This is a genomic window from Caballeronia choica, from assembly GCF_001544535.1.
In the GTDB taxonomy this organism is placed as follows: domain Bacteria; phylum Pseudomonadota; class Gammaproteobacteria; order Burkholderiales; family Burkholderiaceae; genus Caballeronia; species Caballeronia choica.
The window spans coordinates 1-26,541 of record NZ_FCON02000104.1 but is presented as its reverse complement, the minus strand read 5'-3'; the positions used below and the strand labels follow the sequence as shown (position 1 = coordinate 26,541).

The 26,541-nt window shown below is 62.8% G+C and carries 31 protein-coding genes and 1 pseudogene; 18 read left to right on the top strand and 14 right to left on the bottom strand.

Annotation, left to right across the window (positions count from 1 at the left end):
* Positions 1-510, bottom strand: a 510-nt coding sequence (locus tag AWB68_RS31025; RefSeq protein ID WP_143281983.1) for an acetyl-coenzyme A synthetase N-terminal domain-containing protein, incomplete at its 3' end; no start/stop codon positions are given.
* A gap of 406 nt (positions 511-916) precedes the next feature.
* Here AWB68_RS31025 and AWB68_RS31020 point away from each other — a divergent pair.
* The 8 genes from AWB68_RS31020 (at position 917) to AWB68_RS30985 (ending at position 7,838) form a co-directional block, all read left to right on the top strand.
* Positions 917-1,825, top strand: a complete 909-nt coding sequence (locus AWB68_RS31020; RefSeq protein WP_087648138.1) for a DMT family transporter — start codon at positions 917-919, stop codon at positions 1,823-1,825.
* Between the two features lie 272 nt (positions 1,826-2,097).
* A complete protein-coding gene (locus AWB68_RS31015) occupies positions 2,098-3,621 on the top strand; it encodes a fumarate hydratase (protein ID WP_087648137.1) in 1,524 nt (507 codons plus the stop codon).
* A 232-nt stretch (positions 3,622-3,853) separates the two neighbouring features.
* Positions 3,854-4,330 carry a bacterioferritin gene (bfr, locus tag AWB68_RS31010; RefSeq protein ID WP_087648136.1) on the top strand — a complete coding sequence of 159 codons (477 nt, stop codon included), beginning with the start codon at positions 3,854-3,856 and terminating at the stop codon, positions 4,328-4,330.
* A gap of 11 nt (positions 4,331-4,341) precedes the next feature.
* Positions 4,342-5,217, top strand: a complete 876-nt coding sequence (gene murI, locus AWB68_RS31005; protein WP_087648135.1) for a glutamate racemase — start codon at positions 4,342-4,344, stop codon at positions 5,215-5,217.
* Positions 5,218-5,372: 155 nt separating this feature from the next.
* Positions 5,373-5,615, top strand: coding sequence for a (2Fe-2S)-binding protein (locus AWB68_RS31000; RefSeq protein ID WP_087648134.1), 243 nt, complete (start codon positions 5,373-5,375; stop codon positions 5,613-5,615).
* Between the two features lie 263 nt (positions 5,616-5,878).
* Complete coding sequence (locus AWB68_RS30995) at positions 5,879-6,622, top strand: energy transducer TonB (RefSeq protein WP_087648133.1); 744 nt, start codon at positions 5,879-5,881, stop codon at positions 6,620-6,622.
* A 31-nt stretch (positions 6,623-6,653) separates the two neighbouring features.
* A complete protein-coding gene (locus tag AWB68_RS30990) occupies positions 6,654-7,403 on the top strand; it encodes a MotA/TolQ/ExbB proton channel family protein (protein WP_087648132.1) in 750 nt (249 codons plus the stop codon).
* A 12-nt stretch (positions 7,404-7,415) separates the two neighbouring features.
* On the top strand, positions 7,416-7,838 hold the full coding sequence (locus tag AWB68_RS30985) for an ExbD/TolR family protein (protein ID WP_087648131.1): 423 nt from the start codon (positions 7,416-7,418) through the stop codon (positions 7,836-7,838).
* Positions 7,839-8,179: 341 nt separating this feature from the next.
* Here the strand turns inward: AWB68_RS30985 and AWB68_RS30980 are convergent, their stop codons facing one another.
* Positions 8,180-9,142 carry a LysR family transcriptional regulator gene (locus AWB68_RS30980; RefSeq protein ID WP_087648130.1) on the bottom strand — a complete coding sequence of 321 codons (963 nt, stop codon included), beginning with the start codon at positions 9,140-9,142 and terminating at the stop codon, positions 8,180-8,182.
* A 120-nt stretch (positions 9,143-9,262) separates the two neighbouring features.
* On the opposite strand from AWB68_RS30980, the gene AWB68_RS30975 reads away from it, so the two are divergent.
* From AWB68_RS30975 to hemP, 4 genes are all read left to right on the top strand, one after another.
* Entirely contained in the window at positions 9,263-10,135 is an 873-nt protein-coding gene (locus AWB68_RS30975; protein WP_087648129.1) for a pirin family protein, read from the top strand.
* Between the two features lie 129 nt (positions 10,136-10,264).
* Positions 10,265-10,663: an OsmC family protein gene (locus AWB68_RS30970; protein ID WP_087648128.1), complete on the top strand. Its 399-nt coding sequence runs from the start codon at positions 10,265-10,267 to the stop codon at positions 10,661-10,663.
* 54 nt (positions 10,664-10,717) lie between these two features.
* The gene (locus AWB68_RS30965) at positions 10,718-11,212 is read left to right on the top strand and encodes an SRPBCC family protein (RefSeq protein ID WP_087648127.1); all 495 of its coding nucleotides are present in this window, start codon (positions 10,718-10,720) and stop codon (positions 11,210-11,212) included.
* Between the two features lie 143 nt (positions 11,213-11,355).
* Positions 11,356-11,601 (top strand): hemin uptake protein HemP, encoded by a 246-nt coding sequence (gene hemP, locus AWB68_RS30960; RefSeq protein ID WP_087648140.1) that lies wholly within the window; start codon positions 11,356-11,358, stop codon positions 11,599-11,601.
* Between the two features lie 258 nt (positions 11,602-11,859).
* Here the strand turns inward: hemP and AWB68_RS30955 are convergent, their stop codons facing one another.
* The 6 genes from AWB68_RS30955 to uvrB form a co-directional block, all read right to left on the bottom strand.
* A complete protein-coding gene (locus AWB68_RS30955; RefSeq protein ID WP_087648126.1) occupies positions 11,860-12,273 on the bottom strand; it encodes a GlcG/HbpS family heme-binding protein in 414 nt (137 codons plus the stop codon).
* 30 nt (positions 12,274-12,303) lie between these two features.
* The gene (locus AWB68_RS30950; protein WP_087648125.1) at positions 12,304-13,659 is read right to left on the bottom strand and encodes a 4Fe-4S binding protein; all 1,356 of its coding nucleotides are present in this window, start codon (positions 13,657-13,659) and stop codon (positions 12,304-12,306) included.
* A 47-nt stretch (positions 13,660-13,706) separates the two neighbouring features.
* Positions 13,707-14,552, bottom strand: a complete 846-nt coding sequence (locus AWB68_RS30945; RefSeq protein ID WP_087648124.1) for an FTR1 family iron permease — start codon at positions 14,550-14,552, stop codon at positions 13,707-13,709.
* Between the two features lie 67 nt (positions 14,553-14,619).
* The gene (locus AWB68_RS30940) at positions 14,620-14,952 is read right to left on the bottom strand and encodes a cupredoxin domain-containing protein (protein ID WP_087648123.1); all 333 of its coding nucleotides are present in this window, start codon (positions 14,950-14,952) and stop codon (positions 14,620-14,622) included.
* A gap of 61 nt (positions 14,953-15,013) precedes the next feature.
* Positions 15,014-15,562 (bottom strand): iron transporter, encoded by a 549-nt coding sequence (locus AWB68_RS30935; protein ID WP_087648122.1) that lies wholly within the window; start codon positions 15,560-15,562, stop codon positions 15,014-15,016.
* Positions 15,563-15,898: 336 nt separating this feature from the next.
* On the bottom strand, positions 15,899-17,989 hold the full coding sequence (uvrB, locus tag AWB68_RS30930; protein WP_087648121.1) for an excinuclease ABC subunit UvrB: 2,091 nt from the start codon (positions 17,987-17,989) through the stop codon (positions 15,899-15,901).
* A gap of 135 nt (positions 17,990-18,124) precedes the next feature.
* Here uvrB and AWB68_RS50885 point away from each other — a divergent pair, with 135 nt between their 5' ends.
* Together AWB68_RS50885 and AWB68_RS30925 are read left to right on the top strand one after the other, a co-directional pair.
* Positions 18,125-18,253, top strand: a complete 129-nt coding sequence (locus tag AWB68_RS50885) for a hypothetical protein (protein WP_268810950.1) — start codon at positions 18,125-18,127, stop codon at positions 18,251-18,253.
* Positions 18,254-18,411: 158 nt separating this feature from the next.
* Entirely contained in the window at positions 18,412-19,611 is a 1,200-nt protein-coding gene (locus tag AWB68_RS30925) for an amino acid aminotransferase (RefSeq protein ID WP_087648120.1), read from the top strand.
* Between the two features lie 67 nt (positions 19,612-19,678).
* Here AWB68_RS30925 and AWB68_RS30920 read toward each other — a convergent pair whose 3' ends face one another.
* Both AWB68_RS30920 and AWB68_RS30915 read right to left on the bottom strand, forming a co-directional pair.
* Entirely contained in the window at positions 19,679-20,884 is a 1,206-nt protein-coding gene (locus tag AWB68_RS30920) for a DUF3734 domain-containing protein (RefSeq protein WP_087648119.1), read from the bottom strand.
* Between the two features lie 61 nt (positions 20,885-20,945).
* On the bottom strand, positions 20,946-21,740 hold the full coding sequence (locus AWB68_RS30915) for a 3-hydroxybutyrate dehydrogenase (protein ID WP_087648118.1): 795 nt from the start codon (positions 21,738-21,740) through the stop codon (positions 20,946-20,948).
* Positions 21,741-22,037: 297 nt separating this feature from the next.
* On the opposite strand from AWB68_RS30915, the gene AWB68_RS30910 reads away from it, so the two are divergent.
* Positions 22,038-22,883: a 23S rRNA (adenine(2030)-N(6))-methyltransferase RlmJ gene (locus AWB68_RS30910; RefSeq protein WP_087648117.1), complete on the top strand. Its 846-nt coding sequence runs from the start codon at positions 22,038-22,040 to the stop codon at positions 22,881-22,883.
* Positions 22,884-22,888: 5 nt separating this feature from the next.
* Here AWB68_RS30910 and AWB68_RS30905 read toward each other — a convergent pair whose 3' ends face one another.
* The gene (locus AWB68_RS30905; RefSeq protein WP_200828836.1) at positions 22,889-23,254 is read right to left on the bottom strand and encodes a hypothetical protein; all 366 of its coding nucleotides are present in this window, start codon (positions 23,252-23,254) and stop codon (positions 22,889-22,891) included.
* 130 nt (positions 23,255-23,384) lie between these two features.
* Here AWB68_RS30905 and copM point away from each other — a divergent pair, with 130 nt between their 5' ends.
* On the top strand, positions 23,385-23,777 hold the full coding sequence (copM, locus tag AWB68_RS30900; RefSeq protein WP_087648116.1) for a CopM family metallochaperone: 393 nt from the start codon (positions 23,385-23,387) through the stop codon (positions 23,775-23,777).
* A 109-nt stretch (positions 23,778-23,886) separates the two neighbouring features.
* Here copM and AWB68_RS30895 read toward each other — a convergent pair whose 3' ends face one another.
* Both AWB68_RS30895 and cueR read right to left on the bottom strand, forming a co-directional pair.
* A complete protein-coding gene (locus AWB68_RS30895) occupies positions 23,887-24,033 on the bottom strand; it encodes a DUF3563 family protein (RefSeq protein WP_087648115.1) in 147 nt (48 codons plus the stop codon).
* A gap of 254 nt (positions 24,034-24,287) precedes the next feature.
* Positions 24,288-24,674, bottom strand: a complete 387-nt coding sequence (gene cueR / locus AWB68_RS30890) for a Cu(I)-responsive transcriptional regulator (protein WP_087648114.1) — start codon at positions 24,672-24,674, stop codon at positions 24,288-24,290.
* 92 nt (positions 24,675-24,766) lie between these two features.
* Between cueR and AWB68_RS30885 the strand changes: the two genes are divergently transcribed.
* Both AWB68_RS30885 and AWB68_RS30880 read left to right on the top strand, forming a co-directional pair.
* On the top strand, positions 24,767-24,973 hold the full coding sequence (locus AWB68_RS30885; RefSeq protein ID WP_087648113.1) for a heavy-metal-associated domain-containing protein: 207 nt from the start codon (positions 24,767-24,769) through the stop codon (positions 24,971-24,973).
* Positions 24,970-25,899, top strand: coding sequence for a dTDP-4-dehydrorhamnose reductase family protein (locus AWB68_RS30880; protein ID WP_235028581.1), 930 nt, complete (start codon positions 24,970-24,972; stop codon positions 25,897-25,899). The genes AWB68_RS30885 and AWB68_RS30880 overlap by 4 nt, the downstream gene beginning before the upstream one ends.
* Positions 25,900-25,975: 76 nt before the next feature.
* Here the strand turns inward: AWB68_RS30880 and AWB68_RS49765 are convergent.
* Positions 25,976-26,462: pseudogene (locus AWB68_RS49765) on the bottom strand (error-prone DNA polymerase); the annotation flags it as partial.
* Positions 26,463-26,541: the final 79 nt, after the last annotated feature.

Genomic DNA, 26,541 nt, shown 5'->3' with positions numbered 1-26,541 from the left:
GCCGAACACGACCGAATGCGTGGCGCCAATGCGCGCGCAAGCCTGCATCGCGACGACGCCTTCCACCGACATCGGCAGGTAGATCACGACGCGGTCGCCCTTTTTCACGCCCTGTTTCTTCAGCGCATTCGCGAAGCGGCTGACGCGCTGTAGCAGGTCCTGATAGGTGACGTTGGTGACGGTGCCGTCGTCCGCTTCGAAGATGATCGCGTTTTTCGCGCCGTTACCCGCTTCGACGTGACGGTCGATGCAGTTGTACGAGGCGTTGAGTTCGCCGTCCTCGAACCAGGTGTAGAACGGCGCATTCGATTCGTCGAGCACCTTCGTGAAAGGCTTGTGCCACGCGAGCGTTTCGCGCGCGAGACGCGCCCAGAAGCCTTCGTAGTCGCGTTCGGCTTCCGCGGCCAGGGCCTTGTAGGCGTCCATGCCGGAGATTGCGGCATTAGCCGATGCTTGCTCGGATGGCGGGAAAACGCGGCGTTCGTGGAGTACGGATTCAATCGCAGACATCGACAACCCCTTTGATGGTGACTCTAAAACCGTCGGCGGCCCCGGGAGCGGACCCTGTGTTTCGTGTGAGGCGGACGCGCATACGCGTCTCGCTCTGTGACTTTGTCTCCTGCTTCGACGAGAGCCCTTGCCGCGTTGCAGCACGCTCGTTCGTCGATGTCGTTCGGATGCTTCACTGCACAATAAACTTCTTGCCTTACCCACTTCTTACGTGCTCCGGCCAATTGGCACGGGGTATACGAGTAGTTGGCGCGGCAAGCGCGACTTCGTTTGTTTCCTTGGATCCACTCGCTTGCGGCAGGCGCAACGCTACAATGCGTTCCCAGTTTCAATCCACGCGTTCGCAATGAACCCGACTATCATGCGTCCCCACAATCCTAACTGAACTCGACGTCCGGATTCCAGCTTGAATCGTTACGCCCTGTACCTTATCGCAGCCATGCTGCTCGTCGGAAGCAATGTCGGTGTCGGCAAGTCGATCGTTGCGTTCATTCCCGTGTCCCTCTTCGCGCTCCTTCGCTTCGTGATCGCCATCGCGGTGCTGTGGCCGCTCTTGCGCCCGTCGAAGATGAAACGCGTCCAGCGTGGCGAATGGGTCAACCTGTTCCTGCAGGCGCTGTTCGGCACGTTCATGTTCACGCTGCTGATGCTGAACGGCGTGCAGCGCACGAGCGCCGTCGCGGCTGGCGTCATCACGAGCACGATTCCAGCGGTCGTCGCGCTGTTCTCATGGTTCTTCCTGAAGGAGCGCCCGAACGGACGCGCGCTCGTTTCGATCGCGCTCGCGATCATCGGCGTGGTCGTGATCAACGTCGCGCAGAATGCGCACGGTGCGAACAGTACGAACGGCGGATCGGAGAGTTCGTTCGCCGGCAACCTGATGGTGCTCGGTGCGGTCTGCTGCGAATCGTTCTACGTCATCCTCTCGCGACGCCTCACGCAGACACTCCCCGCCATCGACATCTGTGCGTACACCCATGGCTTCGGCCTCTTGCTGATGCTGCCGCTCGGGCTGCCGGCGCTCGTCTCCTTCGACTACGCGAGCGTCGGCGCCGGCACCTGGACGCTCGTGCTCTGGTACGGTCTCTCGGCGAGCATCTTCTCGTTCTGGCTCTGGATGAAAGGCATCCGCCACGTCGACGGCAGTCTCGCCGGCGTGTTTTCCGCTGTGCTGCCGATCGCGGCCGCGGTCTACGGCATCGCATTTCTCGGCGAGCGGCCGACGCTCGCGCACGGCATCGCGCTCGCGTGCGTCGTCGCGGGCATCGCGCTCGCGAGCATCCGCGCGCGGCCGGTTCCGCCCATGGCATCGTGAGCACTTCCCGAGCCGTGACGCCTGCGAGCGCGGCAACGGGCGCGCTACAATAGCGGGCTGCTCATCCTGCACGTTCGTTCAGTCACGAGACCCATGTCCGCACCCAAGCCCGCCGCTGAAACGCCCGGCTCGCCCGGTCCGATAAGCCAGCTTCCGAAGCCAGCCCTCACGATTGCGCAGCATGTCCACAACGAGTGGATCGCGCCGTAACAGGTGCTCCACTGAGCGTCGCCAGAACGCCAACACAAGTCCCGTCCCCAAGAGCCCAAGCCATGACCGTCATCAAACAGGAAGACCTGATCCAGAGCATCGCGGATTCGCTGCAGCACATCAGCTACTACCATCCGCTCGACTACATCCAGGCGCTCGGCCGCGCGTATGAGCTGGAAGAAAGCCCGGCCGCGAAGGACGCGATCGCGCAGATCCTGACCAACAGCCGCATGTGCGCGGAAGGCCGCCGGCCGATCTGCCAGGATACCGGCATCGTCACGGTGTTCGTGAAGGTCGGCATGGACGTGCGTTGGGACGGCGCGACGATGGGCGTCACCGAGATGATCAACGAAGGCGTGCGCCGCGGTTACCTGAACCCGGACAACGTGCTGCGCGCGTCGATCGTGAGCCCGCCCGAAGGCGCGCGCAAGAACACGAAGGACAACACGCCGGCCGTGATCCACTATGAGATCGTGCCGGGCGACAAGGTCGACGTGCAGGTCGCGGCGAAAGGCGGCGGCTCGGAGAACAAGTCGAAGTTCGCGATGCTGAACCCGTCGGATTCGATCGTCGACTGGGTGCTGAAAACCGTGCCGACGATGGGCGCCGGCTGGTGCCCGCCCGGGATGCTCGGCATCGGCATCGGCGGCACGGCTGAAAAGGCGATGGTCATGGCGAAGGAATCGCTGATGGACCCGATCGACATCCAGGACGTCATCGCACGCGGCCCGCAAGACTGGATCGAGGAACTGCGCGTGGAACTGCACGAGAAGGTCAACGCGCTCGGCATCGGCGCGCAAGGTCTCGGCGGTCTCGCCACCGTGCTCGACGTGAAGATCATGGCGGCGCCCACGCACGCGGCATCGAAGCCGATCGCGATCATCCCGAACTGCGCGGCGACGCGCCATGCGCACTTCACGCTCGACGGCTCGGGCGTCGCGAAGCTCGACGCGCCGTCGCTCGACGCGTGGCCGAACGTGCAGTGGGAACCGAACACGGAAACGAGCCAGCGCGTCGACCTGAATACGCTGACGCCGGAACAGGTCGCCGCGTGGAAGCCGGGCCAGACGCTGTTGCTCTCGGGCAAGATGCTCACGGGCCGCGACGCCGCGCACAAGCGCATCGCCGACATGCTGGCCAAGGGCGAAAAGCTGCCCGTCGACTTCAAGAATCGTGTGATCTATTACGTCGGCCCGGTCGATCCGGTGCGTGACGAAGTCGTCGGCCCGGCTGGCCCGACCACCGCGACGCGCATGGACAAGTTCACCGAACTGATGCTCTCGCAGACCGGCCTCATTTCGATGATCGGCAAGGCCGAGCGCGGCCCGGTCGCGATCGAGGCGATCAGGAAGCACAACGCGGCTTACCTGATGGCGGTTGGCGGCGCGGCTTACCTCGTGTCGAAGGCGATTCGCGGCGCGCAAGTCGTGGCGTTCGAAGACCTCGGCATGGAAGCCATTTACGAGTTCGACGTGCAAGATATGCCAGTAACGGTTGCCGTCGACTCGACGGGCACGTCGGTACACAAGACCGGCCCGGCCGAATGGCAGGCGAAAATCGGCAAGATTCCGGTTGCAACCGTCTGATATTTCCTTTGCCCGATTAATACGCATGTGGGGCGCTAAAATGAGGCATCAAACGATGTGACGTATGAAAAGCCGGGCCTCCCCGCCCGGCTTTTTCATTGCGCCGGCGCTTATCTCATAAAGAGTTCCATTCTCATTTTCATCTGAAACAAAAGATTTTTATCTAACCTTGGCATTTGAAGCTGCAAGGTTTATCGTTAAAAAAGCCACACGCCACGAACAAGGAACAATCATGCAAGGCGACGCGAAAGTCATCGAATATTTGAATTCGCAGTTGAAGAACGAACTGACTGCGATCAATCAATATTTCCTCCACGCCCGGATGTACGACCATTGGGGGCTGGAGCGCCTGAACAAGCACGAATACGACGAGTCGATCGGCGAGATGAAGCACGCCGACATGCTCATCAAGCGCGTATTCATGCTCGATGGCCTGCCGAACCTGCAAGACCTGCACAAGCTTCTGATCGGCGAAGAGACGAAGGAAATCATCGAGTGCGATCTGAAGCTCGAGCAAATTTCACAGAGCACCTGCAAGGAAGCGATCGCCTATTGCGAAACGGCGCGTGATTTCGTCTCGCGAGAAATCTTCGAGAAGATTCTCGACGACACCGAAGAACATATCGACTGGCTTGAAACGCAGCTCGACCTGATCGACAAGGTCGGCATCCAGAACTACCAGCAAACGATGATGGGTGAAGGCGAATAAATCCCGTATCGATGCTGTTGCACGCTGCACTTCCTTCCTCGCCGCCTGAGCGCGCCGTTTCCGAAACGAGCGCGCCAATCGGCGTTTTCGATTCCGGACTCGGCGGACTGTCGGTGCTGCGCGCCGTGCGCACCGCGCTGCCGCACGAGCCACTCGTTTACGTCGCGGATTCGCTTTATGCGCCCTACGGCGAACGCGACGACGACTTCATCGTCGACCGGACGATGGCGATCGGCGAATGGCTCGTAGCGCGCGGGGCGAAAGCGCTGGTGGTCGCATGCAATACGGCGACCGCACAGTCCATCGCGCTCGTGCGCGAGCGGCTCGCGATTCCGCTGATCGGCGTGGAACCGGGCGTGAAACCGGCGGCATTGGTATCGAAGACGCGGGTCGTCGGCGTGCTGGCCACCGCCGTCACGTTGCGCAGCCTGCGTTTTCAGGCGTTGCTCGACCGCTACGCCGCCGATTGCCGCTTCATCTGCCAGCCGGGCCACGGACTCGTGCAGGCCGTCGAGCGCTGCGATACCAACTCGCCCGAACTGATCGCGCTGCTGGCGAGTCATCTCCAGCCGATGCTCGACGCCGGCGCCGACACGCTCGTGCTCGGTTGCACGCACTACCCTTTTCTGGACGAAGCAATCCGCTCGATCGCCGGCGACCGGCTGCGGATCGTCGATACGAGCATCGCAATCGCGCGGCAACTCGAACGCCAGCTCAACGCGCACGGCCTGCGATCCGCCTCCGCCAGCGCGATCGTTCCCCGTTTCTATTCCACTGCGGACGGCGAATCCCAGCGCCAACTGGCAGCGTCCCTTCTCGGGATCGAGGCGCGGGTCGAGCACGTCGTGATCCCCTCGCAACGCACTCGGCCGCTCGCGTCGGCCTGACTTCCTCCGCCCTCCGTGCGCCTTGCCCGTCGGGGCGCTCAGCGAAAACCCTGCCTACTTCCTTGTTTTGTTACAAAAAACACAGACACGCGCTTGCAAACGCGTCGATACTGAATGATAATAATTCGCATTAACGTAAGCTATCGCGACCGATCATGATTGTCTGTGTGTGCAAGTCTGTATCCGACCGCAAGATCCGCACGGCCATCGCCGACGGCGTCGATTCGTTCGACGAACTGCAGTTCGAACTCGGCGTCGCGCTCTGCTGCGGCAAGTGCGAAGAAACCGTGCGCGATGTCATGGCGCAAAGCGGTGTCTGCGCGTCGAGTTGCGGTGTCGCACACCACGATCATCATCAAGCCGTGCCGCTCACGTTCTACGAACGCAAGGCTGCCTGAAGCGTTTCCGCATGCCTTGCTGTGTCGACGGCCGCCGGGCCGTGCCTTTTGAATTTTTTCACGTTTGCACAACTCGCACCGCCGCAAGCCAGGTCTTCGCAGCCAGCCGCGCCATCCCCGAATCGGGAGGAAAGATGGAATTGCTGATCGGCTTTGTGACCACCCTGTTTATCTCCCTGCTCATTTTCCGAACATGACGTTGTTTAGCCTGCTGTGCTGCACGGGTCTGGCGGATTCATTCATCTCGGATCGCAATTAACCCCATGCAGTTTTCGACTCTCAAATCCGCCGGCTTCCCTTTGGAAGCGGCGAGCGGCATCGATCGTCGCGTGGTGGCGGCGGGGGTCGCCGTCGTCGCGCTTCACGCGATTTTGCTGACGGTCCTCGTGACGATGCGGAACGATCCGCTGCCGCGGCCGGTTGAAGTCCGGGCGATCACGGCGCAGTTATTGAGCGCCGAACCGGCGCCGGTGGCGGCGCCAGTCGCGGTCGAATCCACGCCGACGCCTCCCAGGCCCGTTCCGCCCAAGCCCGTCGCGAAACCCAAGGTCCAGCCGCGCGTGCAGCCGGCACCGAAACCCGTCCAGCCGATGCCGCAGAGTGAAGCGCCGTCGCCGATCGCGGCTCCCGCGCCTGATCCCACGCCCGCGCCGCCTGCCCCGCCCGCTCCTGCGGAACCTGCGGCGGCCGCACCCGCAGTCGGCCGCCCGACGATGGCACTCTCCGCGCCGAAGGACATCTCGCACCTGTCGTGCAATATCGTGCAGCCTGATTATCCGACGCTGTCGAAGCGTCGTGGCGAGACGGGCACTGCAGTGGTGGGTTTCGTCCTCGGACTGACGGGCAAGCTCGAAAACATCGCATTGAAGAAGAGCAGCGGTTCGTCGCGTCTTGACGAAGCCGCCCTCGACGCCGTTCGTTCGAGCGCCTGCAAACCCTACAAGGAGAACGGCGAAGCGATTCGCGCCGTTACTTCCGTGCCTTTCGTATTCAGTCTGACCGACTGATCAGAATCTTTTAGAAAAAACAGGAACTGCAATGGAAAACTACGGAATTGCGCACGTGTGGGCGCAAGGGGATTTCGTGACGCGTGGCATCGCGCTGGCGCTCGTGATCATGTCGGTGCTGTCGTGGACGGTGATTGTCGTGAAGGCGTGGAACGTGTTGCGCCTGAAGCGCCTGACGAAGGACGCCGAACGCGCGTTCTGGCACTCCGACGATTTCGCCGAAGGCATCAAGAAACTCGGCAGCCATACGTCGAGCCCCGCCAGCAACCCGTTTCTCGCGCTCGCCTTGGCCGGCCAGGAAGCCGCCGACCATCATCATCAGACGCAGCCGCATCTGCACGACCGCATGGACGTGTCCGACTGGATCACGCGCTGCCTCAAGGACACGATGGACGAAGGCGTCGGCCGCATGCAGGCGGGCCTCGCGATTCTCGCTTCGATCGGCAGCACAGCGCCGTTCGTCGGCCTGTTCGGCACGGTGTGGGGCATCTATCACGCGCTGCTCACGATCGGCGCGACCGGCCAGACCTCGATCGACCAGGTCGCGGGCCCGGTCGGCGAGTCGCTGATCATGACGGCGTTTGGCCTCTTCGTCGCGATTCCGGCGGTACTCGGCTATAACGCGCTGACGCGCTCGAACAAGTCGATCGTGACCAAGCTCAACCGCTTCGCGCACGGCCTGCACGCGTTCTTCGTGACCGGCTCGAAACTGTCGTCGAGCAAGCGCGCGGGCACGCCCTCGAACGCTGACAGCCTGCGTCTCGCGACGCGCGCCAGCTAAGCGGAGGTCGGGATGGCAATGAGCCCTTTCGCCAGCGACGAAGACGACGGCATGATGAGCGAAATCAACATGACGCCGCTCGTCGACGTCATGCTGGTTCTCCTGATCATTTTCCTGGTGACGATCCCGGCGATGAATCACGCGGTCAAGATCGACCTGCCGCACGCCAGCAGCCAGCCGCAGGACACGAAGCCCGCGCACGTGAATCTGGCGGTCGAAGCGGACGGCACGATCGTCTGGGACGACCAGAAGATCGACGATGCCGGCCTCGCCCAGCGCATCGCGCAGGCCGCGCAGCAGACGCCGCAGCCGGAACTGCATCTGCGTGCGGATCGCAAGGTGCCGTATGAGCGCGTCGCCGATGTCATGTCGGCGGCCCAGGCAGGCGGGCTGACCAAGATTGGTTTCGTCACCGAGCCGAAGAACGGCAAATAAGGGACCAGCAGAAAAGCCGGCCCAAAATGTAAAAGGCCTTCATCGTCGGATGAAGGCCTTTTTTTGTGCGCACTCAGCGCATTCGGGCGGGCGGTCATTTCGGAGACGGTGCACTGTTCGAATAACCGTCACATGCGACAACCGTGGTCGACACGGATAGCGCCATCAACCCTATCAGGCTAACTATAAGAGTAGCCGTCAGTTTTCGCATAAGAGGCTCCTTAGCGAAGGGATTTCAATATAACGCCGCATATTACGGCGTTCAAGGCCGCGGCGATTGAATCTGTCCATCGCAAGCGTGCGCTTCAATGCGAGAAACGATGTGCATCGCGGCGAATAGATCAAACTGTTTCTTGCGCAGGCGCCGTCTCGACAGGACATTCTCCAGGGAAGCGCTTGCCGTCGTTGATTGACTCGACAAGAAAATCGACGAACGCGCGGATCGCCGGCACCATGCCCTGCCGCGACAGAAACACCGCATAGAGTTGCGGCGACGGAAACGTCCAGCCCGGCATTACCGGCGAAAGCTGGCCGGTGCGCAGCGGCGCGCCGTACATCATCTCCGGCAGCGCCGCGATGCCGACGCCGCGCAGCACCGCTTCGCGGATCATCGAAAGGTCCGCCGTGACGAGACGCGGCTCGTGCTCGAACTCGTGACGCGTGCCATCGGGCGCGATCAGCCGGTACACGTGGCGGCCGTCGCTCGAGGGCATGTCGAGCGTGTCGAACTGGGCGAGTTCGCCCGGCGTGAGCGGCGGCGCATTGGGCTTCAGCAGCGACGGCGCCGCCACCAGCATTTGCTCCGTGCGCCACAGCGGCCGCGCGACGATGTTCGAATTCGCGGGCGGCTCGGAACGCACGCGCAGCGCGACATCGACGGCGTCCTCGAACAAATCGACGACCCGATTCGTCACGCGCAGGACCACCCGCACCTCGGGATAGCGGTGCAGGAAGTCCGGCATGACGGCCGACAGGAACGTCTGCGCGATCGTCACCGGAACGCTGACGCGCACGGTACCGCGCGGCGAATCGCGCAGGTTCTGCACGACGTTCACGGCCGCCTGCGCTTCCGCGAGCATCGCCTGGCAATGCTGGTAGAAGAGCTGTCCCGCTTCCGTGAGCGCGAGCTTGCGCGTCGAGCGCTGCAAGAGCCGCACGCCGAGCGACGCCTCCAGTTCCGACACACGCCGCGACAAACGCGACTTCGAGATACCAAGCACGCGTTCCGCCGCCGAAAATCCGCCATTCTCGACGACGTGCGAGAAATACATCAGGTCATTCAGATCGTGAGTACCGGGCTTCATATCGTTTCGCTGGTGGGACAATCCATTGCGTTTCAATGGCTTTTTCGCCGAAATTCGAGCCATATAATAGCCCTGTGTTTCAAATTTAGCGCTATTCCCTTGATGGCGACGCGAGGACCCATGAGCACAACCCGCACTATCGAGCGCACCATCCCAGCACTTCGGACCGTCGAAGGCGGCGGTTTCGTCGTGCATCGTCCGTTTCCGACGCGCCTTTTGATGGACTTCGACCCGTTCCTGCTGCTCGACGAAATGGGTCCGGTCGATTACAAGCCCGGCGAGGCCAAGGGTGCGCCCGATCATCCGCATCGCGGCTTCGAAACGGTCACCTACGTGCTCGAAGGGCAGTTCGGGCACAAGGATTCGGCGGGCCACTCCGGCACCTTGCGCCAGGGCGACGTCCAATGGATGACGGCCGGCGCTGGCGTCGTGCACAGCGAAATGCCCGATCCCGAATTCACGCGCACCGGTGGCCGCGTACACGGCCTGCAACTGTGGGTGAACCTGCCGAAGCGCGACAAGATGATCGCGCCGCATTATCAGGAGATCGGCTCGGACAAGATTCCGGTTGCCGTGAGCGAGGACGGCCGCGTGCGCGTCAAGGTGATTGCGGGCGAAGCGCTCGGCGTGAAGGCCGCGATCGAGACGCGCACGCCGATCCTGTATCAGCACTTCTCGCTGCAACCGGGTGCGTCGATCGAGACGCGCGTGCCGCGTGATTTTCGCGTGTTCGCCTATGCGCTTTCCGGCGCCGGGCTGTATGGCGCGGAACGCACGCCGATACGCGCGCAGCAGATGGTGCTCTTCAACGACGACGGCGAAAGCGTCACGCTTGCTGCCGGTGACGAGCCGCTCGAAGTGCTGCTGATCGGCGGCGTGCCGCTGAAGGAGCCGGTCGTGCGCTACGGCCCGTTCGTGATGAATACCGAGGACGAAATCCGTCAGGCCGTCATCGACTATCAAACCGGGCGGATGGGCGCGATTACGCACTGAACTGAATCGAAATCGACGCTTTGCCTATGCGGCGCGACAGGAACGGCGACATTGCGTCACAATAACCGTTCGTGCCGCGCCGTTTTTTATGCGCGATCGCACACCTGAAACCAACAAGAGGAGCACTGCATGGCTGAACCGACCGTGATCGCGACCATCGGCGCGGCCGAGTATCAAGTTCAACTCGACGACGGCATGCACAAATGGCTCGCCGATGAACCGGAAAGTCTCGGCGGCCGAGATACCGGCCCCGCGCCCGCGTCGCTGCTTCTTTCGAGCCTCGGCGCGTGCACGTCGATCACGCTGAAGATGTACGCGAAGCGCAAGGACTGGCCGCTCGAAGCCTTGCGCGTCACGCTGTCGCTGACGAGCACCGCGAACGGCACGGTGATCGATCGCCAGATCGTACTGACCGGGCCGCTCAGCGAAGATCAGCGGGAACGGCTTTTGCAAATTGCCAATGCGTGCCCGGTCCACAAGATCCTGACCGGCGCGATCCAGATTCAGACGGCTATCGCGCCCGCTTGAATCCGCGTCAATTTCGCATGGACCCGCAATGAAAAACAGAAGGAAACCGTCGTCTTGAATTTCGAACACCTGATCCAGATCAACGATCCGCTCAACCCGTTCGTCGAATCGATGACGCGCGAGCAGTTGTGGGAAGGACTCGTCCTGCGCGCGGAACAGCCGCAACTCTTCGTGCTCGGCCTCGACAGCTGCAAGATCCTCTCGCGCGAAGGCGACGTGATGGAGCGCGAGCTGCACTATGGTCAGGCAGTGGTGCGCGATCGCGTGACGCTGACGGTCGGCACCAGCGTCCGCTATGACATCCTGCCGACGGCGGATTACGTCGGCGGCTCGCTCACGATGGAGATCGAGCAGCCCGACGAGTTGCAATTGTTCCTGCGCTTCACCTACAGCACGACCCTGCCCGTCGCCGACGATGCCAATGCCAGCGCCGACGCGCACCAGACCCAGGAGATCGTGAAGTCGGCGTATCGCGAAGCCGACATCGATACCGTGCGGCTGATTCGCCAATACGCGCACGGGCGCGGCGAGGAAGCGCCGCTGCACTGATCGTCGCGGCGCGGTCGAGGCGCCGCACCGCGGTAGGCAAGCCAACTATCGAAACCCGTCATCCGATGAATAAATCGTTGTTGTAAATAGGAATGGTTATCATTTACTATGACTCCATCGAATCAACGAACGAACTCTTCGACATGACCGACACCCTGCGCTCTTCCACGCTTCGGCTGCGTCGTCCGGTGGTTCGCGACGCCGCCATCACGCGACCGAAACAGGCTGCCGTGACGACAGTGCGCGCATCGGAGGCAAGCGAAAGCAGCGAGCGTTCGCTGCGCAGCGATGCCTTGCTGCAAGGTCACAGCCATATCAGCATCCTGCATAACGGGGAGACCTACCAGTTGCGCGCCACGCGACTGGGCAAGCTGATCCTGACGAAGTAGCGTTCGAACGAATTGCAACACCGGGTATTGTGGGGACCACCTCCTCGAGAGGTGTTTGGCCTTAGCCAGCGAGGACGACTTGCACGCGAGAATTTAGACCCCTTCGTGCAAACACCAGCCAGTCGTCGATAGCCAGCGAAGCCGCTTTTTTTGGTTCCTGCTGGACTTGCGCCGTGCCCCGAGGCACCGCGGTCGTGATGATAAAAACGGCGCGCTTTCCTGACGGAAAGCGCGCCTTTTTTTGCGCCTTGATTCGCCTCAGACGTTCTCGATCTTCAGCGCCGCAATGCCCGCGCGCGCGATCGACGCATCCTGGTCCGATTTCACCCCCGACACGCCAACCGCGCCGACGATGTCCGCCCCCACCATGATCGGCACGCCGCCTTCGAGCATCGCCGTCATCGGCGCGCTCAGGAACGCGACGCGTCCTTGCTTGATCATGTCTTCGTAGACCTTGGTTTCTCGCCGGCCGAGCACGGCCGTGCGCGCCTTGCCGGTCGCCATTTCGGACGTGCTCGCGCCTGCGCCCTCCAGGCGATGCAGGTGCAGCAGATGACCGCCGTCGTCGACGATCGCAATCGTCACGTTCCAGTTGTGTTCGTGGGCGTGTGCTTCGGCTGCGGCGGCGATGGCCTTGACATCATCGTCGGTCAGTACGGGTTTGGTTCTCACATTCGGCTCGCTGTTGACGGGAAAACGGTATTAGCGGGAAAAACCCCAGAACATCAGGTACCACGCGCTGTCCACGACGGCCAGCGCAGCGATAAACCATACCATCGACCCCGCGCGCGAAACAATACGCCCCGCGGCATAGCGGCTCGTCACGCGCCACGCAAGCCATGCGCTCCACAAGTTCGCGATGCCGAGCAGCCCGAGCCGCAAGTCGGTCACCCACCAGAGCGGCACCTGTTCGGCGCGCAGGAGCGACACGGTCGTCGCCGACAGACCGAGGAACACGCCGCAGCCCGCAACCGGAATCAGCGCCTGCGTGAGGTGGTGCAGGCGCGTCGCATCGAAGCGGCCGAGCATCCGCGACGCGAGCGCGAGCAGCGCGAGGAGCGCCGTCCCGTACACCACCCCGGTCACGACGATATAGCCGATCACCATACTGCCATCGAGCCACGAGAACACGTCGTTCTGCTCGGGATAGTGCGTGAACAGGAACCACGGCGCGTTGGTGTCGAGCGGCCAGAGGATATCGTGGTCGATCAGCCAGCTCGCGAAGACCTGCTTCAGGTCGACGAACCAGGTGCTCACAGTCCAGTGGAACGCGCCGATCGCGATGCCGAGCAGGCCGTAGAGAATCAGCGCCGTGTCCCAGGCGTTCGCCTGCTTGTCGCCGAGTTGGACCACTTCCTCGGACGGCGAGCGCCACGTCAGCGCGATCGCGTCGCGATGGCCGTTGCATCGGCCGCACATGTGGCAGTCGGAGGCGCCCTTCATGTTCCGCAGCGGCACGAGCGGCGCGCAGTTGATCGGAATCACGCGGTGGCCGTGTTCGCCATCCTTGTACGAGCGGCGCCAGGCGTCTTCGTCGACCTTGTAGTGAAACGGCGCGAGACGCGCTAGCAGCGAAAAAACCCCGTTGACGGGGCACAGGTATTTGCACCAGACGCGCTTTTCACGCCCGTACAACACGCCGACGATCATCGCCCCGACGGTCGAGCCGCCCAGCACGAGCAGCACGGCTTTCGGATACTGATAGACGCTGACCATCTGGCCGTAGATCGTCGTCAGGCCGAACGCGACGAAGGGCCAGCCGCCCCAGCGCATCCAGCGCGGAATCGCCCAGCCGCGGCCAAACTTGCTCGCGAACTCCGTGAGCGCGCCCTCCGGACACAGCACGCCGCACCATACGCGCCCGAGCATCACCATCGACAGCAGCACGAACGGCCACCAGATGCCCCAGAACACGAACTGCGCGGCGAGCGTCAGGTTGCTCCAGAGATGCGCGGTGTTGTCCGGCAGCGGCATGACGGCCGGAACCAGGACCAGAAACGCGTACACGGCCACCACGACCCACTGGATTGCGCGAATCGCGCTGCCGTGCCGCTGCATCCATTGACCGGCTTGGCGCAGCCGGCCGGGCCGTTCAAGGACTTGGCTCACGCTGGACGACTCGCGGATTTCTGCGCGATCCGCGTCTTCGATCGGCGCATCAGGAGATAGACCACCGCCCAGTAGACGGCGTACGCGATCAGGTTCATGCCGGCCGGATGGGCGCGGTAACCGGTCAGCGTCGCGACGAGCGAGCCGAACGTGCTGGAATCATCGAGCAGCCACGACGTGTCCCAAAGCTGGTTGACGACGACCGGCAGGATTTCCTTGTCGATCAGTTTATCGACGCCGGTTTCGAACAGGCCCGCCGCGAGGAACAGCAGCATGATTTCGGTGACGCGGAAGAAGATCCGCCACGAGAAGTATTTTCCGCCCAGTTGCAGGATGTAGAACGTCAGGAACGCGAGTCCGAGACCGACGATCACCGCGACATATTGCGACGCCGCGACATGTCCCGACTGGCCGAAGCCGACGCCGTAGAGAAACACCGCCGTCTCGCTGCCTTCGCGCGCGATCGCGAGCGCCACGAGCACCGCGATGCCCCACCAGTGTCCGTCCTGCGTGCTCTTTTGCAGCGAGGCTTCCATGTCGCGCTTGAGCGTACGGCCGTGGCGCTTCATCCACAGCACCATCTGCACGATCAGCACGCAGGCCACGAGGACCATGGCGGCCTGGAAGTAATCCTGCGCGTCGCCCGACAGCACTTCCGTGAAGCCGATCAGCGCCGCGCCGAGCGCGATCGCGGCGAGCAGCCCGATCGCGACGCCGACCCACAGATACGGCATGCCGCGCCGTGCGTGATGATCGCCGTTCTTGAGCCACGCATGCAGGATGCCGACGACGAGCAACGCCTCGACGCTCTCGCGCCAGACGATGAAAAGAACCTGACCCATCCAAAACCTCCAGCCATTTCCGCTTCACACGCAAGCGGCGTGGTTGCCGCGCCGCATGCGCAGCGCTTTACTTGGCGACGATCACGCCCTGCGCCGTCTGATGAAAATCGTCGAAAAACTTGTATTCGCCCGGTGTCAGCGGCGCGATCACGACGAACGAGTCGGCGCCCGGCGCCAGCACTTTTTCCTTGCGCAACTGGATGCTCTCGAACTCCGCGGCACCCTTGCCGATGTTGTGCACTTCGATCTTGATGCGCTGTCCCGCCGGCACTTCGATGCGCTCGGGGTTCAGCTTGCCGTCGTTCATCTCGAGCTTGAACGTCGGCAGATCGGCCGCGTGCGCGATGCCGGCGAAGAGCACCGACGCCGCAAGCGCGGCCAACTGGGTTTTGACTTTCATGCAGCCTTCCTGAGTGAGGCGCGCCGGTCGATTCATTCAGCGCGCCGCGAAACGCGTTGCCTTAGTAACCGCCCTTCTTGCCGATGCCGGCGAACGGGAAGTCATACTCGATCGTGAACGGCTTGAACCACGGGCCGACACCCGTTTCCTTGTCGATGTGACGGCCGAACGCCATGTGTCCGGTGTCGGCCGGCGGCGCGATATGCAGTTTCAGGTGGTACTTGCCCGGTCCGAAGAGCTTGACGTTGTCGCCGTAGTGCGGGCCGTCGTTCGCGACCATGGGCATCAGGTCGCCCTTGACCGATTGCGTCGTGCCGGCCTTCGTCAGTTCATACGTGACCTGCAGGTACGGCATCCAGTCGCCTTCCGCGAAGCCGGTCGGGTTGTTCTTCACGGCGTGGATGTCGGCTTCGAGGTGGACGTCGGAGTCTGAGGCCTTGCGCATCATGCCTTCGGGCGCCATCGTGATCGGCTGCAGATACACCGCGCCGGTTTCCATGCCGCCCTCGATGTGCTGCTTGCCGATCGGATATTCGGCAGCCATCGCGGACGTCGCGGCCGCAAGCGCCAGCGCGGCAAGCGTGCCGCGCCTCAATGTTGAACCCAGCATCAGTCACTCCGTGTTGTTATCGATCGCTGGACACGCGTCATGCGCCCGACCAGATCGATCCGTTTGAGCCGTTAGCCGACCTCGAAGCCGGCCGCGAGGAGACGTCGCCAGACGTCGAATGAGAATCTTTGATGGAACGTTAATACGAACCATTCTCAATATTTGCGGAGTGTAGCACCGTTCGATCGACAGAACAATTTGGCGAAACTTACGGCCACGTTCATGCCAGGTTTTCGGTCAGGATTGACTGGCGCGGCTCACAAGGAAAAAGCGCGGCGAATCCGTCGATTCGCCGCGCTGCGTTGCTTTCTGGAAGCTGTCGGGTGTCGACTGCCGTCAGTCGATGCCGGTGAGATGGTCGCCGACATTCGCGCCGAACACGCGCTGTCGAAGCAGGGCCAATTGGTCGCGCGTCTGCGCTGCCTTTTCGAATTCGAGGTTCTTGGCGTGGTCCATCATCTGCTTTTCGAGCCGCTTGAGTTCCTTCGCGAGTTGCTTCTCGGACATGTCCTCGAATTTCGCGCGCGTCTGCGCTTCCTTCAGTTCGGCGCGGGCGTCGTCGACGTTGTAGACGCCGTCGATGATGTCCTTGATGCGCTTGGTCACGCCGCGCGGGATGATGCCCATCTTCTCGTTGTGCGCGATCTGCTTCGCGCGCCGCCGCTCGGTTTCGCCGATCGCGCGCTTCATCGAGTCGGTCATGTTGTCGGCGTAGAGAATCGCCTTGCCGTTCACGTTGCGCGCCGCCCGGCCGATCGTCTGGATCAGCGAGCGCTCGGCGCGGAGGAAGCCTTCCTTGTCGGCGTCGAGAATCGCGACCAGCGACACCTCCGGAATATCCAGCCCCTCGCGCAGCAAGTTGATGCCGACCAGCACGTCGAAGCTGCCGAGCCGCAAGTCGCGGATGATCTCGACGCGCTCCACGGTGTCGATATCGCTATGCAGGTAGCGCACTTTCACGCCGTGATCGGCGAGAAATTCGGTCAACTGCTCGGCCATCCGCTTGGTGAGCACCGTGACCAGCACGCGTTCGCCCGCGTTCACGCGCGCGTTGATCTCGGAAAGCACGTCGTCGACCTGCGAGCGCGCCGGACGCACCTCGATTTCCGGATCGACGAGACCGGTCGGCCGCACGAGTTGCTCGGCCACCTGGCCGGCGGTGCGCTGCTCGTAATCGGCGGGCGTCGCCGAGACGAAGATCGCCTGGCGCATCTTGCGCTCGAACTCGTTGAACTTGAGCGGCCGGTTGTCGAGCGCGGACGGCATCCGGAACCCGTAATCGACGAGATTCTCCTTGCGCGCCCGGTCGCCGTTGTACATGCCGTTCAACTGGCCGATCAGCACGTGTGATTCGTCGAGCAGCATCAGCGCATCGGGCGGCAGGTAATCGACGAGCGTCGGCGGCGGTTCGCCGGGAGCCGCGCCCGAAAAATGCCGCGAATAATTCTCGATGCCTTTGCAGAAGCCCAGTTCCTGCAGCATCTCCAGATCGAAGCGCGTGCGCTGCTCGAGCCGTTGCGCTTCGACCAGCTTGCCGTCCTTGTGAAAGAATTCGAGCCGCTCGCGCAGTTCGGCCTTGATCGTTTCGATCGCGCGCATGACGGTGTCGCGCGGCGTCACGTAATGCGACGACGGATAGACCGTAAAGCGCGCAATCTTCTGCCGCACGCGGCCCGTGAGCGGATCGAAAAGCTGCATCGACTCGACTTCGTCGTCGAAAAGCTCGACGCGCACCGCCATTTCCGCGTGCTCCGCCGGAAAAATATCGATCGTATCGCCACGCACACGAAACGAGCCGCGCTGGAAATCGGCCTCGTTGCGGTTGTATTGCATCGCGATCAGGCGCGCGATGACGTCGCGCTGGCCGAGCTTGTCGCCCGTGCGCAGCGTCAGAATCATCTTGTGATATTCCGACGGATTGCCGATACCGTAGATCGCCGAAACGGTCGCCACGATCACGACGTCGCGCCGCTCCAGCAGGCTCTTGGTGGCGGACAGGCGCATCTGCTCGATGTGCTCGTTGATCGACGAGTCCTTTTCGATGAACAGGTCGCGCTGCGGCACGTACGCTTCCGGCTGGTAGTAGTCGTAATACGAGACGAAGTACTCGACGGCGTTGCGCGGGAAAAACTCGCGGAATTCCGAGTAGAGCTGGGCCGCGAGCGTCTTGTTCGGCGCGAACACGATGGCCGGCCGCCCCATGCGCGCGATGACGTTCGCCATCGTGAAGGTCTTGCCGGAGCCGGTCACGCCGAGCAGCGTCTGGAACGAGAGACCGTCCTCGATGCCTTCGACGAGCGTCTTGATCGCCTCGGGCTGGTCGCCCGCGGGCGAATACGGCTGGTAAAGCTGAAAGGGTGAGCCGTCGAACGTGACGAATTTCGATTCGTCGAGGGCCTCGGGCGCTTCGATGAGGGTATCGGACATGAGGAAACGTAGCCTTCGCCGAGAGCAAACGCCTATTCTAGCGGTTCGCGCCAGGAGACGTGATCGGCGGGTAGGAGTGGCGGGAACGGGCGCGCGCAGGAGCGGGAACGTTCACCTGATGCAGTCGAGATGCGGATGATCGGCGAAATGCCAAGGGCATTGTCGGAGCGCGCGCTGCTGCGTGCTCAGCCGGCGTTCGACCGGCAAAAAGTGCAAAAAAACGACGCAGTTCCGGCCTCGCGCCTGCGAAAAAGCCCGAGGTGATTCGCTACAATGGCGAATTGAGCTTCCCCGGGGCTCGCTTTCAGTTGCTTCGGGCAATGTCTGGCGCGCGCTGTCTCCGCTGTCTTGACTCGCTGCCGGCCGCTTTCGCCCTCTCCGCGCTTCCTTGCCGCACGTCTTTCCACTACTGCCGAAAAACCATGTCTCTTTTCTCTGCCGTCGAACTCGCTCCCCGCGACCCGATCCTGGGCCTCAACGAAGCCTTCAACGCCGACACGCGCACGACCAAGGTCAACCTGGGTGTCGGCGTGTACACAAATGAAGAAGGCAGGATTCCGCTCCTGCGCGCCGTGCGCGAAGCGGAGAAAGCCCGCGTCGACGCCGCGCTGCCGCGCGGCTATCTGCCGATCGACGGGATCGCCGCCTACGACGCGGCCGTGCAGAAGCTCCTGCTCGGCAACGATTCGCCGCTGATCGCGGCCGGCCAGGTCGTCACGGCACAGGCGCTCGGTGGCACGGGCGCATTGAAGATCGGCGCGGATTTCCTGAAGCGCGTGAATCCGGGCGCGATGGTCGCGATCAGCGATCCGAGCTGGGAAAATCACCGCGCGCTGTTCGAAGGCGCCGGTTTCGAAGTGGTGAACTACCCGTACTACGACGCCGCGAGCCACGGCGTGAACTTCGAGGGCATGCTCTCGGCGCTCAACAGCTATCCCGCCGGCACAATCGTCGTACTGCACGCGTGCTGCCACAACCCGACCGGCGTCGATCTGACCGCCGGCCAGTGGGCTCAGGTGGTGAACGTCGTCAAGGCGCGCAATCTCGTGCCGTTCCTCGACATCGCCTACCAGGGCTTCGGCGACAGCATCGAAGCCGACGCTGACGCCGTGCGCCTCTTCGCGAAAGCCGATTTGAACGTGTTCGTGTCGTCGTCGTTCTCGAAGTCGTTTTCGCTCTACGGCGAACGCGTCGGCGCGCTGTCGGTCATCACGACGGCCAGGGAAGAATCGTCGCGCGTGCTCTCGCAACTGAAGCGCGTGATCCGCACCAACTACTCGAATCCGCCGACGCATGGCGGCGCCGTCGTTGCCGCCGTGCTGGGCGCGCCGGAACTGCGCGCGACGTGGGAACAGGAACTGGGCGAAATGCGCGACCGCATCCGCGCGATGCGCAATGGCCTCGTCGAGCGTTTGGCGGCGAGCGGCGTGGATCGCGATTTCAGCTTCGTGAGCCGCCAGCGCGGCATGTTCTCGTACTCGGGCCTGACCGCGCCGCAAGTCGATCGCCTGCGTGAAGAGTTCGGCATCTACGCGGTCAGCACCGGCCGCATCTGCGTGGCCGCGCTGAACACGCGCAATCTCGACGTCGTCGCGAACGCCGTCGCGCATGTGTTGAAGTAAAGCGGGATCACGTCGCACCCGAAAATGGCGCTCCGCGAGGGGCGCCATTTTTTTGCCCGGCGCTTTTTCAACGGCCGTCGCGATGGATGTCGTGCGTGATGAAGCGCGATTCGCCGTTCGGCATTTCGAGCCAGTCCCGGTGTGCGAGCGACCCCCGAATGTCCTGCAATCCGCTCTCCCAGTGCGCGCGCATGGTCGAGAGCCCGAACTGATAATCCTTGTAGTGCCCCTCGTATTCCTTGTGCCGGTAGATCAAGTGGATCACGTTGTAGCGCTTCGAGCAGGCCAGTTCCTCGGCGAGCTTGCACCATGAATCGTTGCGCCGAAGCTCCTCGGGCAGGTGATCCAGCACATGCCGCAGCACGTTCCGATAGCGCTGCGAGCGCTGCATCATGTCGGTGACCATGCGCGTGCGGCTGGAGAACTGCACGTCCTTCACCCGCCCCATCACGTCGACGATGCTGTCCGGCACCGGCCCGCGCGCACTCCACAGATCGACCTGGAACGCGAGCGTATTGCGGCGCGGGGTCGCCATCGCGACCTCGTAGAGCGGCGTATTCGACATCAGGCCGCCGTCCCAGAAATATTCGCCGTCGATTTCCACGGCGGCGAATCCCGGCGGCAACGCGCCCGACGCCATGAAATGCTCGGGACGCAGTTTGATGCGCGTATTGTCGAAATAGGCGAAGTTGCCGGTCGCGACGTTCACCGCGCCGACCGACACCCGCATCTCGCCCGAATTGATCCGCTCGAAATCGCAGAGATGTTCGAGCGTCGCCTTGAGCGGCGCGGTGTCGTAGTAACTGGCCGCCTGCGGAACCCCTGCCGCCAGCGGCGACGGCGGCGGAAAGCGCGGCACGAAAAAGCCCTTCTGCCCTTCGACAATCGCGTCAAACGCCTGCATCGCCGTAAAGGCCTTGCGAATCCCGTCGGTGGAGTTGAAGAGCGCCTGCTCGACAAATCCGGGAAGCGGCAACCCGAACGCGGGCTGGCAGATCGTCTCCCAGAATTCGAGCAGGCGCGGCACTCGGTCTTCGGGCGCATTGCCCGCGATGATCGCCGTATTGAGCGCGCCGATTGAAATGCCGGCGATCCAGTTGGGACGGATGCCCGCTTCATCGAGACCCTGATAGACGCCCGCCTGGTACGCGCCGAGCGCGCCGCCGCCCTGCAGCATCAGCGCGATCGTTTCGTAGGGCGGCAGGTCGATGCGGCCGGCATGCGAAGGCGCACCCGCGGCGCCCTCCCGGACACCGTCTTCGGCGTTTTTCATCTTGTTTCCATGAGGTACTCCAGCCCGGCCGCCGTTCAAAGACATCCCGCACTCCGTGGAATTACTGCATGAACCAGCCGTGACTCACGACGAACGACTGTCCCGTGAGCGCCGCCGTCGGAAACGCCGAGAGGAAGAGCACGGTCTGCGCGACGTCCTCGACGGTCGTGAACACGCCGTCCACCGTGCCACCGAGCATCACGCGCTTGACGACCTCTTCCTCGCTGATGCCGAGTTCCTTCGACTGCTCCGGAATTTGCTTGTCGACGAGCGGTGTGCGCACGAAACCCGGACATACGACATGCGAGCGAACGTTGTGCTTCGCGCCTTCCTTCGCGAGCACGCGCGCGAGCCCGAGCAGGCCGTGCTTGGCGGTGACATAGGCCGACTTGAGCGGCGACGCCTCGTGGGAATGCACCGAGCCCATGTAGATCACGACGCCACCGCGATCGTCCTTGTACATGTGCTTGAGCGCAGCCTTGGTCGTGAGGAACGCGCCATCGACGTGAATTGCCTGCATCTTCTTCCAGTCGGAAAAAGCATAGTTCTCGATCGGATTAACGATTTGAATGCCGGCGTTCGAAACGAGGATGTCGACCGAGCCGAGTTCGGCTGCGACCCGGTCGATGCCCTCGTTGACCGCCTGCTCGCTCGTCACGTCCATCGCGACACCGATCGCCGTGCCGCCCTTGCCGCGAATCTCTTCGGCGACCGCATCGGCGCCGCCCTGGTTCAGGTCCGCGATGGCAACGGCCGCGCCAGCCTCCGCGAACGTCATGGCGATGGCTTTGCCGATGCCGCTCGCCGCGCCCGTGACGACCGCGACCTTCCCGTCCAGCTTCGTGTTCAATGACATGCGAACCTCCTCTTGGTTGTCCCCTGGGTTGACGAATGACAACACGCGGCGGCCGGCCGATCAAGCTGGCCGAATGGCATAGGTGAACGCCTGAGCGTTTTCCCGGATCGTCCTCGGCCATTCGGCCGACTACCGCGCGTCGCTCGATCGGGCTATTGTGCATGAAGCCCGTGACACATTGCAGTGAACGCTCGACCCCGTTCGGACGGCGCGAATGCTGGCCGCGAGTAAACCGTCCGCTACAATGACCGCCCTGCCGCGCGCCGCGCCCGCCCCTATTCGCTCTCACCTCTCGCCATGCTCAGCTATCGCCACGCCTTTCATGCAGGCAACCACGCCGACGTGCTGAAACACGCGGTCATCGTCCAGTTGCTCCACCATCTCGGGCAGAAGGACAAATCGTACTGGTTCATCGACACTCACGCGGGCGCAGGCGTCTACTCGCTGACCGAGGGTTATGCGACGAAAACGGCGGAGTTCGAATCGGGCATCGCGCGGCTGTGGGAGCGCGGCGACCTGCCGCCGATGCTGGCGGATTACGTCAATGAAGTACGGGCGTTGAATCCCGATGGCGCACTGCGCTTCTATCCGGGGTCGCCTTATCTCGCGTGGCGGCTGTTACGCGAGCAGGACCGCATACGCCTCTTCGAACTGCACACGACCGAAATCGACGTGTTGCGCCACAATTTCCGCGACGCCGGCCGCCGCGCGATGATCTACGAGGGCGACGGATTCGACGGCGTCAAGGCGCTGCTGCCACCGCCGCCACGACGCGCGCTCATGCTGGTGGATCCGTCCTATGAAGACAAACGCGACTATCCGCGCACGCTGAACTGCATCGAAGAAAGCCTGAAGCGCTTCGCGACCGGCACCTATGCCGTCTGGTATCCGCAGGTCACGCGGCTCGAGTCGCAGCGTTTCCCCGACCAGTTGAAGCGCCTCCAGCCGAAGAACTGGCTGCACGTCACGCTGACGGTAAGCACGCATCCGACGGACGGGTTCGGCCTGTTCGGCAGCGGCATGTTCGTTTTCAATCCGCCCTACACCCTTGCAGGCGCGCTGAAAGACGCCATGCCTTATCTCGTCGAAACGCTCGGTCAGGACGCCAAGGCGGCGTTCAAGCTTGAACATCGCGGCGACTGAAACCTTCAGTGGGGCGGTGTCCGGTAAGCGCCGCCGCGCGGAAGTTGCACCGGCAAAGCCGGCGCCTGTGACGCCTGCGATGCCGAATAACTGACATACGGCGCCACGACGATGGGCGGTTGATCCTGCGGCGACAATTCCGGCAGGTTCGCCATCGGTCGCGCCTCGACCATGCCGGAACCGGTCAGCGGGCCGGTCTGCAGCACGGTGCCGGATGCGCCGCTGTGAATGCCCGTCTGCGTATCGAGGACGAGCGGTTCGCCGCCTGGCTTTGCAAGCGCCGTTTGCGCCACGCAGACGATCGCCGCCACAGCGGCCGCACACATCGACTCACGCAGTACACGGGGTTTGGCGGCAGATCTGCAGTTCATATGGCGAACCATCGATTGTTTAGGTTTGAACGACGATTAGTCGGACGAAATCGCTTTACCTTACCGTGGTGGCAAGCTTTACGCTAGCCGTCCTGATCCCGACCCTCGGACCGACTCACAAGGAGAAGCGATGAAATCACAACCAGGATTGCTGGCCGCTTTGGCATTCGCGCTCGCGACATCGATCCAGTCCGCGTACGCACAAACCGCAACGCCTTCCCACGACGCAATGCCCGGCATGACGGCCTCCGGCGACGACTCGCCTTCCACCGAAGCGTTCAAGACTGCGGACAAGTCAATGATGGCTGGCATGTCGAGCGCCGCCTACACCGGTGACGCCGACCGCGATTTCGTCGCGCACATGATTCCTCATCATGAGGGCGCAGTCGAAATGGCAAAGGTCGAGCTGAAATACGGCAAGGACGCCACGCTGCGCAAGTTGGCAAAGGACATCATCGCTTCACAGGATAAGGAAATCGCGTTCATGAAGCAGTGGCTTGCCGCGCATCCACGGGCTAAATAAAGGCGCATGGTGTCTTGCGTCTTGCGTCTTGCGGCAGCAGCCACCACCAATGACAAAAGCCCCGCAATGCGGGGCTCTTTGTCACTCAGCCGGTTCTCGGCGTCGAAACTTACAGCATGTAGCCGTTGGTTTCGAGCGAGCGGATGCGCTGTTCCAACTGCACGATATCCGACGATTGGGCCAGATATTCTTCGCGGCGGCGGCGTTCAGCGGTTTCAAACCAGATACTAAGTTTTTCGAGCAAGAATGCAAACATGGTGTTCTCCAAGGATTACGGTTGAACCCCCGGCAGTTCGGGTCAGGGATTTCCCTTAAAAGGGTTAACCCGAATTATAGCCAAGCAAGCGCCAAGGTGTTAGTGAAATGCTTGAATACTGGGCATTCCGTTTCGGAATGGTGCATGCACCGGGAGCGCACCCGGCTTTGTTTTTGTTGCGTTTTCCTGCGGGCGGCTCAGATCGTCAACATGGAATCCGTCAAGATTGCACGATTTCAGTGCAGCGCCGCCTGTCACTGCGCTAATCGCTCGAGAATCGGACATTCGGGCCGCTCATCACCGTGGCAATGATGGGCAAGGTGAGCCAGCGTATCGCGCATTTCAGTCAATTCCGCGATGCGTCGATCAAGTTCGGTCACGTGTTCCAGCGCGATCGACTTCACCTCCGCGCTGGCTCGCGACCGGTCCTGCCAAAGCGCCAACAATTTGCGAATATCGTCGACGAGGAAACCGAGCCGGCGCGCCTGCCGCACGAAGCGCAGCGCATGAACCTCCTGCGCGCTATAGACGCGATAACCGGACGCCGTCCGTCCGACAGGCGCGAGCAAACCAACGCTCTCGTAGTATCTGATCATCTTGGCCGTCACGCCGGACGCGCGGGCCGCTTCACCAATGTTCATTGTCGCCTCCGGAAAACTGATCCTGACTCTACACCTTCCAACTATAGGAAGGTATACGATGGGAACGATCGCTGATTTTGAAAGGACGAAACATGACTGAATTCGAAGTTCAAGGCATGAGCTGCCAGCATTGCGTCGCCGCCGTGACGCGTTCGATTCAGGAGATCGATCCGCAAGCGCAAGTCAGCGTCGATCTCGAACGCGGCCGTGTCGCCGTCGAATCGACGCAATCCGCCGATGCACTGAAGGAAGCCATCGACGAAGCGGGTTACACGGTCGTGTCGGCGGCCGGCGCATGATGCGCGGCGCGGGTCTGAAGGTCGTACTGATCGGGGCATCCGGGTTGCTTGGGCGCGCGGTCGCCCGGGAACTCGCGAATGTCGAAGGCTGGCAGGTCGTGCGCACGGCGCACAGCCGCGGCGACGCGGGCAGCGTGAAACTCGACATTCGCGACGCCGCCGCCGTCGCCGCGTTCATCGAAGGGGAAATGCCCGATGCGATCGTCGTAGCCGCGGCCGAGCGGCGACCGGACGTCTGCGAAAACAATCCGGCGCTCGCGCGCGCGCTCAACGTCGATGCATTGCGCTCGATCGCTCATGCCGCGCGCAAACGAGACACGTGGACGCTTTCGATTTCGACCGATTACGTCTTCGACGGCACATCGCCGCCCTATTCCCCCGGCGATCCGCCCGCGCCGCTGAATGCATACGGCCGCAGCAAACTCGAAGGCGAGCGCGCGCTGCTCGACTCCGGCGCGAAAGGCTGCGTGTTGCGGCTGCCGTTACTGTACGGTCCGGTGCTCGACTGGAGCGAATCGGCGGTCACGAGCCTGACGCCGGCGATCGTGAAATCGGCAGAATTCGCAGCCGCGCCCGCCGTCTTGGACGCCTGGGCGACGCGCTATCCGACCTTCACGCCCGACGTGGCGGTCGTGATCCGGCAGATGATCGAGCGCCACGCGCGCGGCCAGGCGATCGCGGGGATCACGCAATGGTCCGGCGACGAGCCGATGACCAAGTTCGATATCGCGGAGCGCATCGCGCGGACACTGAAGCTTGAGGCGAGGCTCGTCGCGCAGGAGACGCCCGCCGATTCGACGCCGCGTCCGCGTGACTGCCATCTCGATTCCGGCATGCTGGAGGCGCTCGGTATCGGCCGGCGCACCCCGTTCGATACGGCGCTCGCACAAGTGCTCGCCCACTATCCGGACGCGCAAATTCAGTGAAAATCGCGGCTCGCGGTGGCGAGACGCCCGAGCAATGCGCTGTGGTCTTCGAGCCGCTGCGCCACCAGATGCCGTGCGGAATCCGCTCGATGGGAAACGCCGGCGCACCGCGCCGCAACGCGACGAACTCGAGCGCCCGCCGTTCGCCGACAGCATGCCGAGCGCGAGCACGTCGACTTTCAGCAGCTTGAGTGCATCGATATCGGCCTTGTCCCGCTGGATCACGCAGCGGGTCCTTCATCGTCGCGCTCTCGATCGGCACGAGCCGCGACAGCTTGTCGCGTGCAATCACGAAACCGCCGACGTGCTATGACAAATGCCGCGGAAACCCGCGCAACTGGCGGCGAGTCCTCGCTGAAACCGGCTTCCGCGAGATAGCCCGCGACCGCCGCCGGCCGATCCCTCCACTGCTGCGACTTGTCGATCCGCATTCAGACCGAGCACACGACCAACGTCCTTCAGCGCACTTCGCGTGTTTACGTGATGAGCGATGCCGCGAGACCCGCGCTATGCGGCCCGTATTTCCCGTAAATGTAGTGGATGACTTCCTCGCGCCGCTGGTGCATAAGCGTCCGACCACGGCCGTTCTTGACAGCGTGTTGGGTTCAGGCGACGTCGAAGTGAAGCTGATCGGCAACGACC

What these genes read in the sequence shown, in the direction of transcription:
- AWB68_RS31015 (WP_087648137.1), top strand. Translation starts at nt 2,098, where the DNA reads ATGACCGTCATCAAACAGGAAGACCTGATCCAGAGCATCGCGGATTCG.
- bfr (WP_087648136.1), top strand. Translation starts at nt 3,854, where the DNA reads ATGCAAGGCGACGCGAAAGTCATCGAATATTTGAATTCGCAGTTGAAG.
- murI (WP_087648135.1), top strand. Translation starts at nt 4,342, where the DNA reads ATGCTGTTGCACGCTGCACTTCCTTCCTCGCCGCCTGAGCGCGCCGTT.
- AWB68_RS31000 (WP_087648134.1), top strand. Translation starts at nt 5,373, where the DNA reads ATGATTGTCTGTGTGTGCAAGTCTGTATCCGACCGCAAGATCCGCACG.
- AWB68_RS30995 (WP_087648133.1), top strand. Translation starts at nt 5,879, where the DNA reads ATGCAGTTTTCGACTCTCAAATCCGCCGGCTTCCCTTTGGAAGCGGCG.
- AWB68_RS30990 (WP_087648132.1), top strand. Translation starts at nt 6,654, where the DNA reads ATGGAAAACTACGGAATTGCGCACGTGTGGGCGCAAGGGGATTTCGTG.
- AWB68_RS30985 (WP_087648131.1), top strand. Translation starts at nt 7,416, where the DNA reads ATGGCAATGAGCCCTTTCGCCAGCGACGAAGACGACGGCATGATGAGC.
- AWB68_RS30980 (WP_087648130.1), bottom strand. Translation starts at nt 9,142, where the DNA reads ATGAAGCCCGGTACTCACGATCTGAATGACCTGATGTATTTCTCGCAC.
- AWB68_RS30975 (WP_087648129.1), top strand. Translation starts at nt 9,263, where the DNA reads ATGAGCACAACCCGCACTATCGAGCGCACCATCCCAGCACTTCGGACC.
- AWB68_RS30970 (WP_087648128.1), top strand. Translation starts at nt 10,265, where the DNA reads ATGGCTGAACCGACCGTGATCGCGACCATCGGCGCGGCCGAGTATCAA.
- hemP (WP_087648140.1), top strand. Translation starts at nt 11,356, where the DNA reads ATGACCGACACCCTGCGCTCTTCCACGCTTCGGCTGCGTCGTCCGGTG.
- AWB68_RS30950 (WP_087648125.1), bottom strand. Translation starts at nt 13,659, where the DNA reads ATGCAGCGGCACGGCAGCGCGATTCGCGCAATCCAGTGGGTCGTGGTG.
- AWB68_RS30945 (WP_087648124.1), bottom strand. Translation starts at nt 14,552, where the DNA reads ATGGGTCAGGTTCTTTTCATCGTCTGGCGCGAGAGCGTCGAGGCGTTG.
- AWB68_RS30940 (WP_087648123.1), bottom strand. Translation starts at nt 14,952, where the DNA reads ATGAAAGTCAAAACCCAGTTGGCCGCGCTTGCGGCGTCGGTGCTCTTC.
- AWB68_RS30935 (WP_087648122.1), bottom strand. Translation starts at nt 15,562, where the DNA reads ATGCTGGGTTCAACATTGAGGCGCGGCACGCTTGCCGCGCTGGCGCTT.
- uvrB (WP_087648121.1), bottom strand. Translation starts at nt 17,989, where the DNA reads ATGTCCGATACCCTCATCGAAGCGCCCGAGGCCCTCGACGAATCGAAA.
- AWB68_RS50885 (WP_268810950.1), top strand. Translation starts at nt 18,125, where the DNA reads ATGATCGGCGAAATGCCAAGGGCATTGTCGGAGCGCGCGCTGCTGCGT.
- AWB68_RS30925 (WP_087648120.1), top strand. Translation starts at nt 18,412, where the DNA reads ATGTCTCTTTTCTCTGCCGTCGAACTCGCTCCCCGCGACCCGATCCTG.
- AWB68_RS30920 (WP_087648119.1), bottom strand. Translation starts at nt 20,884, where the DNA reads ATGAAAAACGCCGAAGACGGTGTCCGGGAGGGCGCCGCGGGTGCGCCT.
- AWB68_RS30915 (WP_087648118.1), bottom strand. Translation starts at nt 21,740, where the DNA reads ATGTCATTGAACACGAAGCTGGACGGGAAGGTCGCGGTCGTCACGGGC.
- AWB68_RS30910 (WP_087648117.1), top strand. Translation starts at nt 22,038, where the DNA reads ATGCTCAGCTATCGCCACGCCTTTCATGCAGGCAACCACGCCGACGTG.
- AWB68_RS30905 (WP_200828836.1), bottom strand. Translation starts at nt 23,254, where the DNA reads ATGAACTGCAGATCTGCCGCCAAACCCCGTGTACTGCGTGAGTCGATG.
- copM (WP_087648116.1), top strand. Translation starts at nt 23,385, where the DNA reads ATGAAATCACAACCAGGATTGCTGGCCGCTTTGGCATTCGCGCTCGCG.
- AWB68_RS30895 (WP_087648115.1), bottom strand. Translation starts at nt 24,033, where the DNA reads ATGTTTGCATTCTTGCTCGAAAAACTTAGTATCTGGTTTGAAACCGCT.
- cueR (WP_087648114.1), bottom strand. Translation starts at nt 24,674, where the DNA reads ATGAACATTGGTGAAGCGGCCCGCGCGTCCGGCGTGACGGCCAAGATG.
- AWB68_RS30885 (WP_087648113.1), top strand. Translation starts at nt 24,767, where the DNA reads ATGACTGAATTCGAAGTTCAAGGCATGAGCTGCCAGCATTGCGTCGCC.
- AWB68_RS30880 (WP_235028581.1), top strand. Translation starts at nt 24,970, where the DNA reads ATGATGCGCGGCGCGGGTCTGAAGGTCGTACTGATCGGGGCATCCGGG.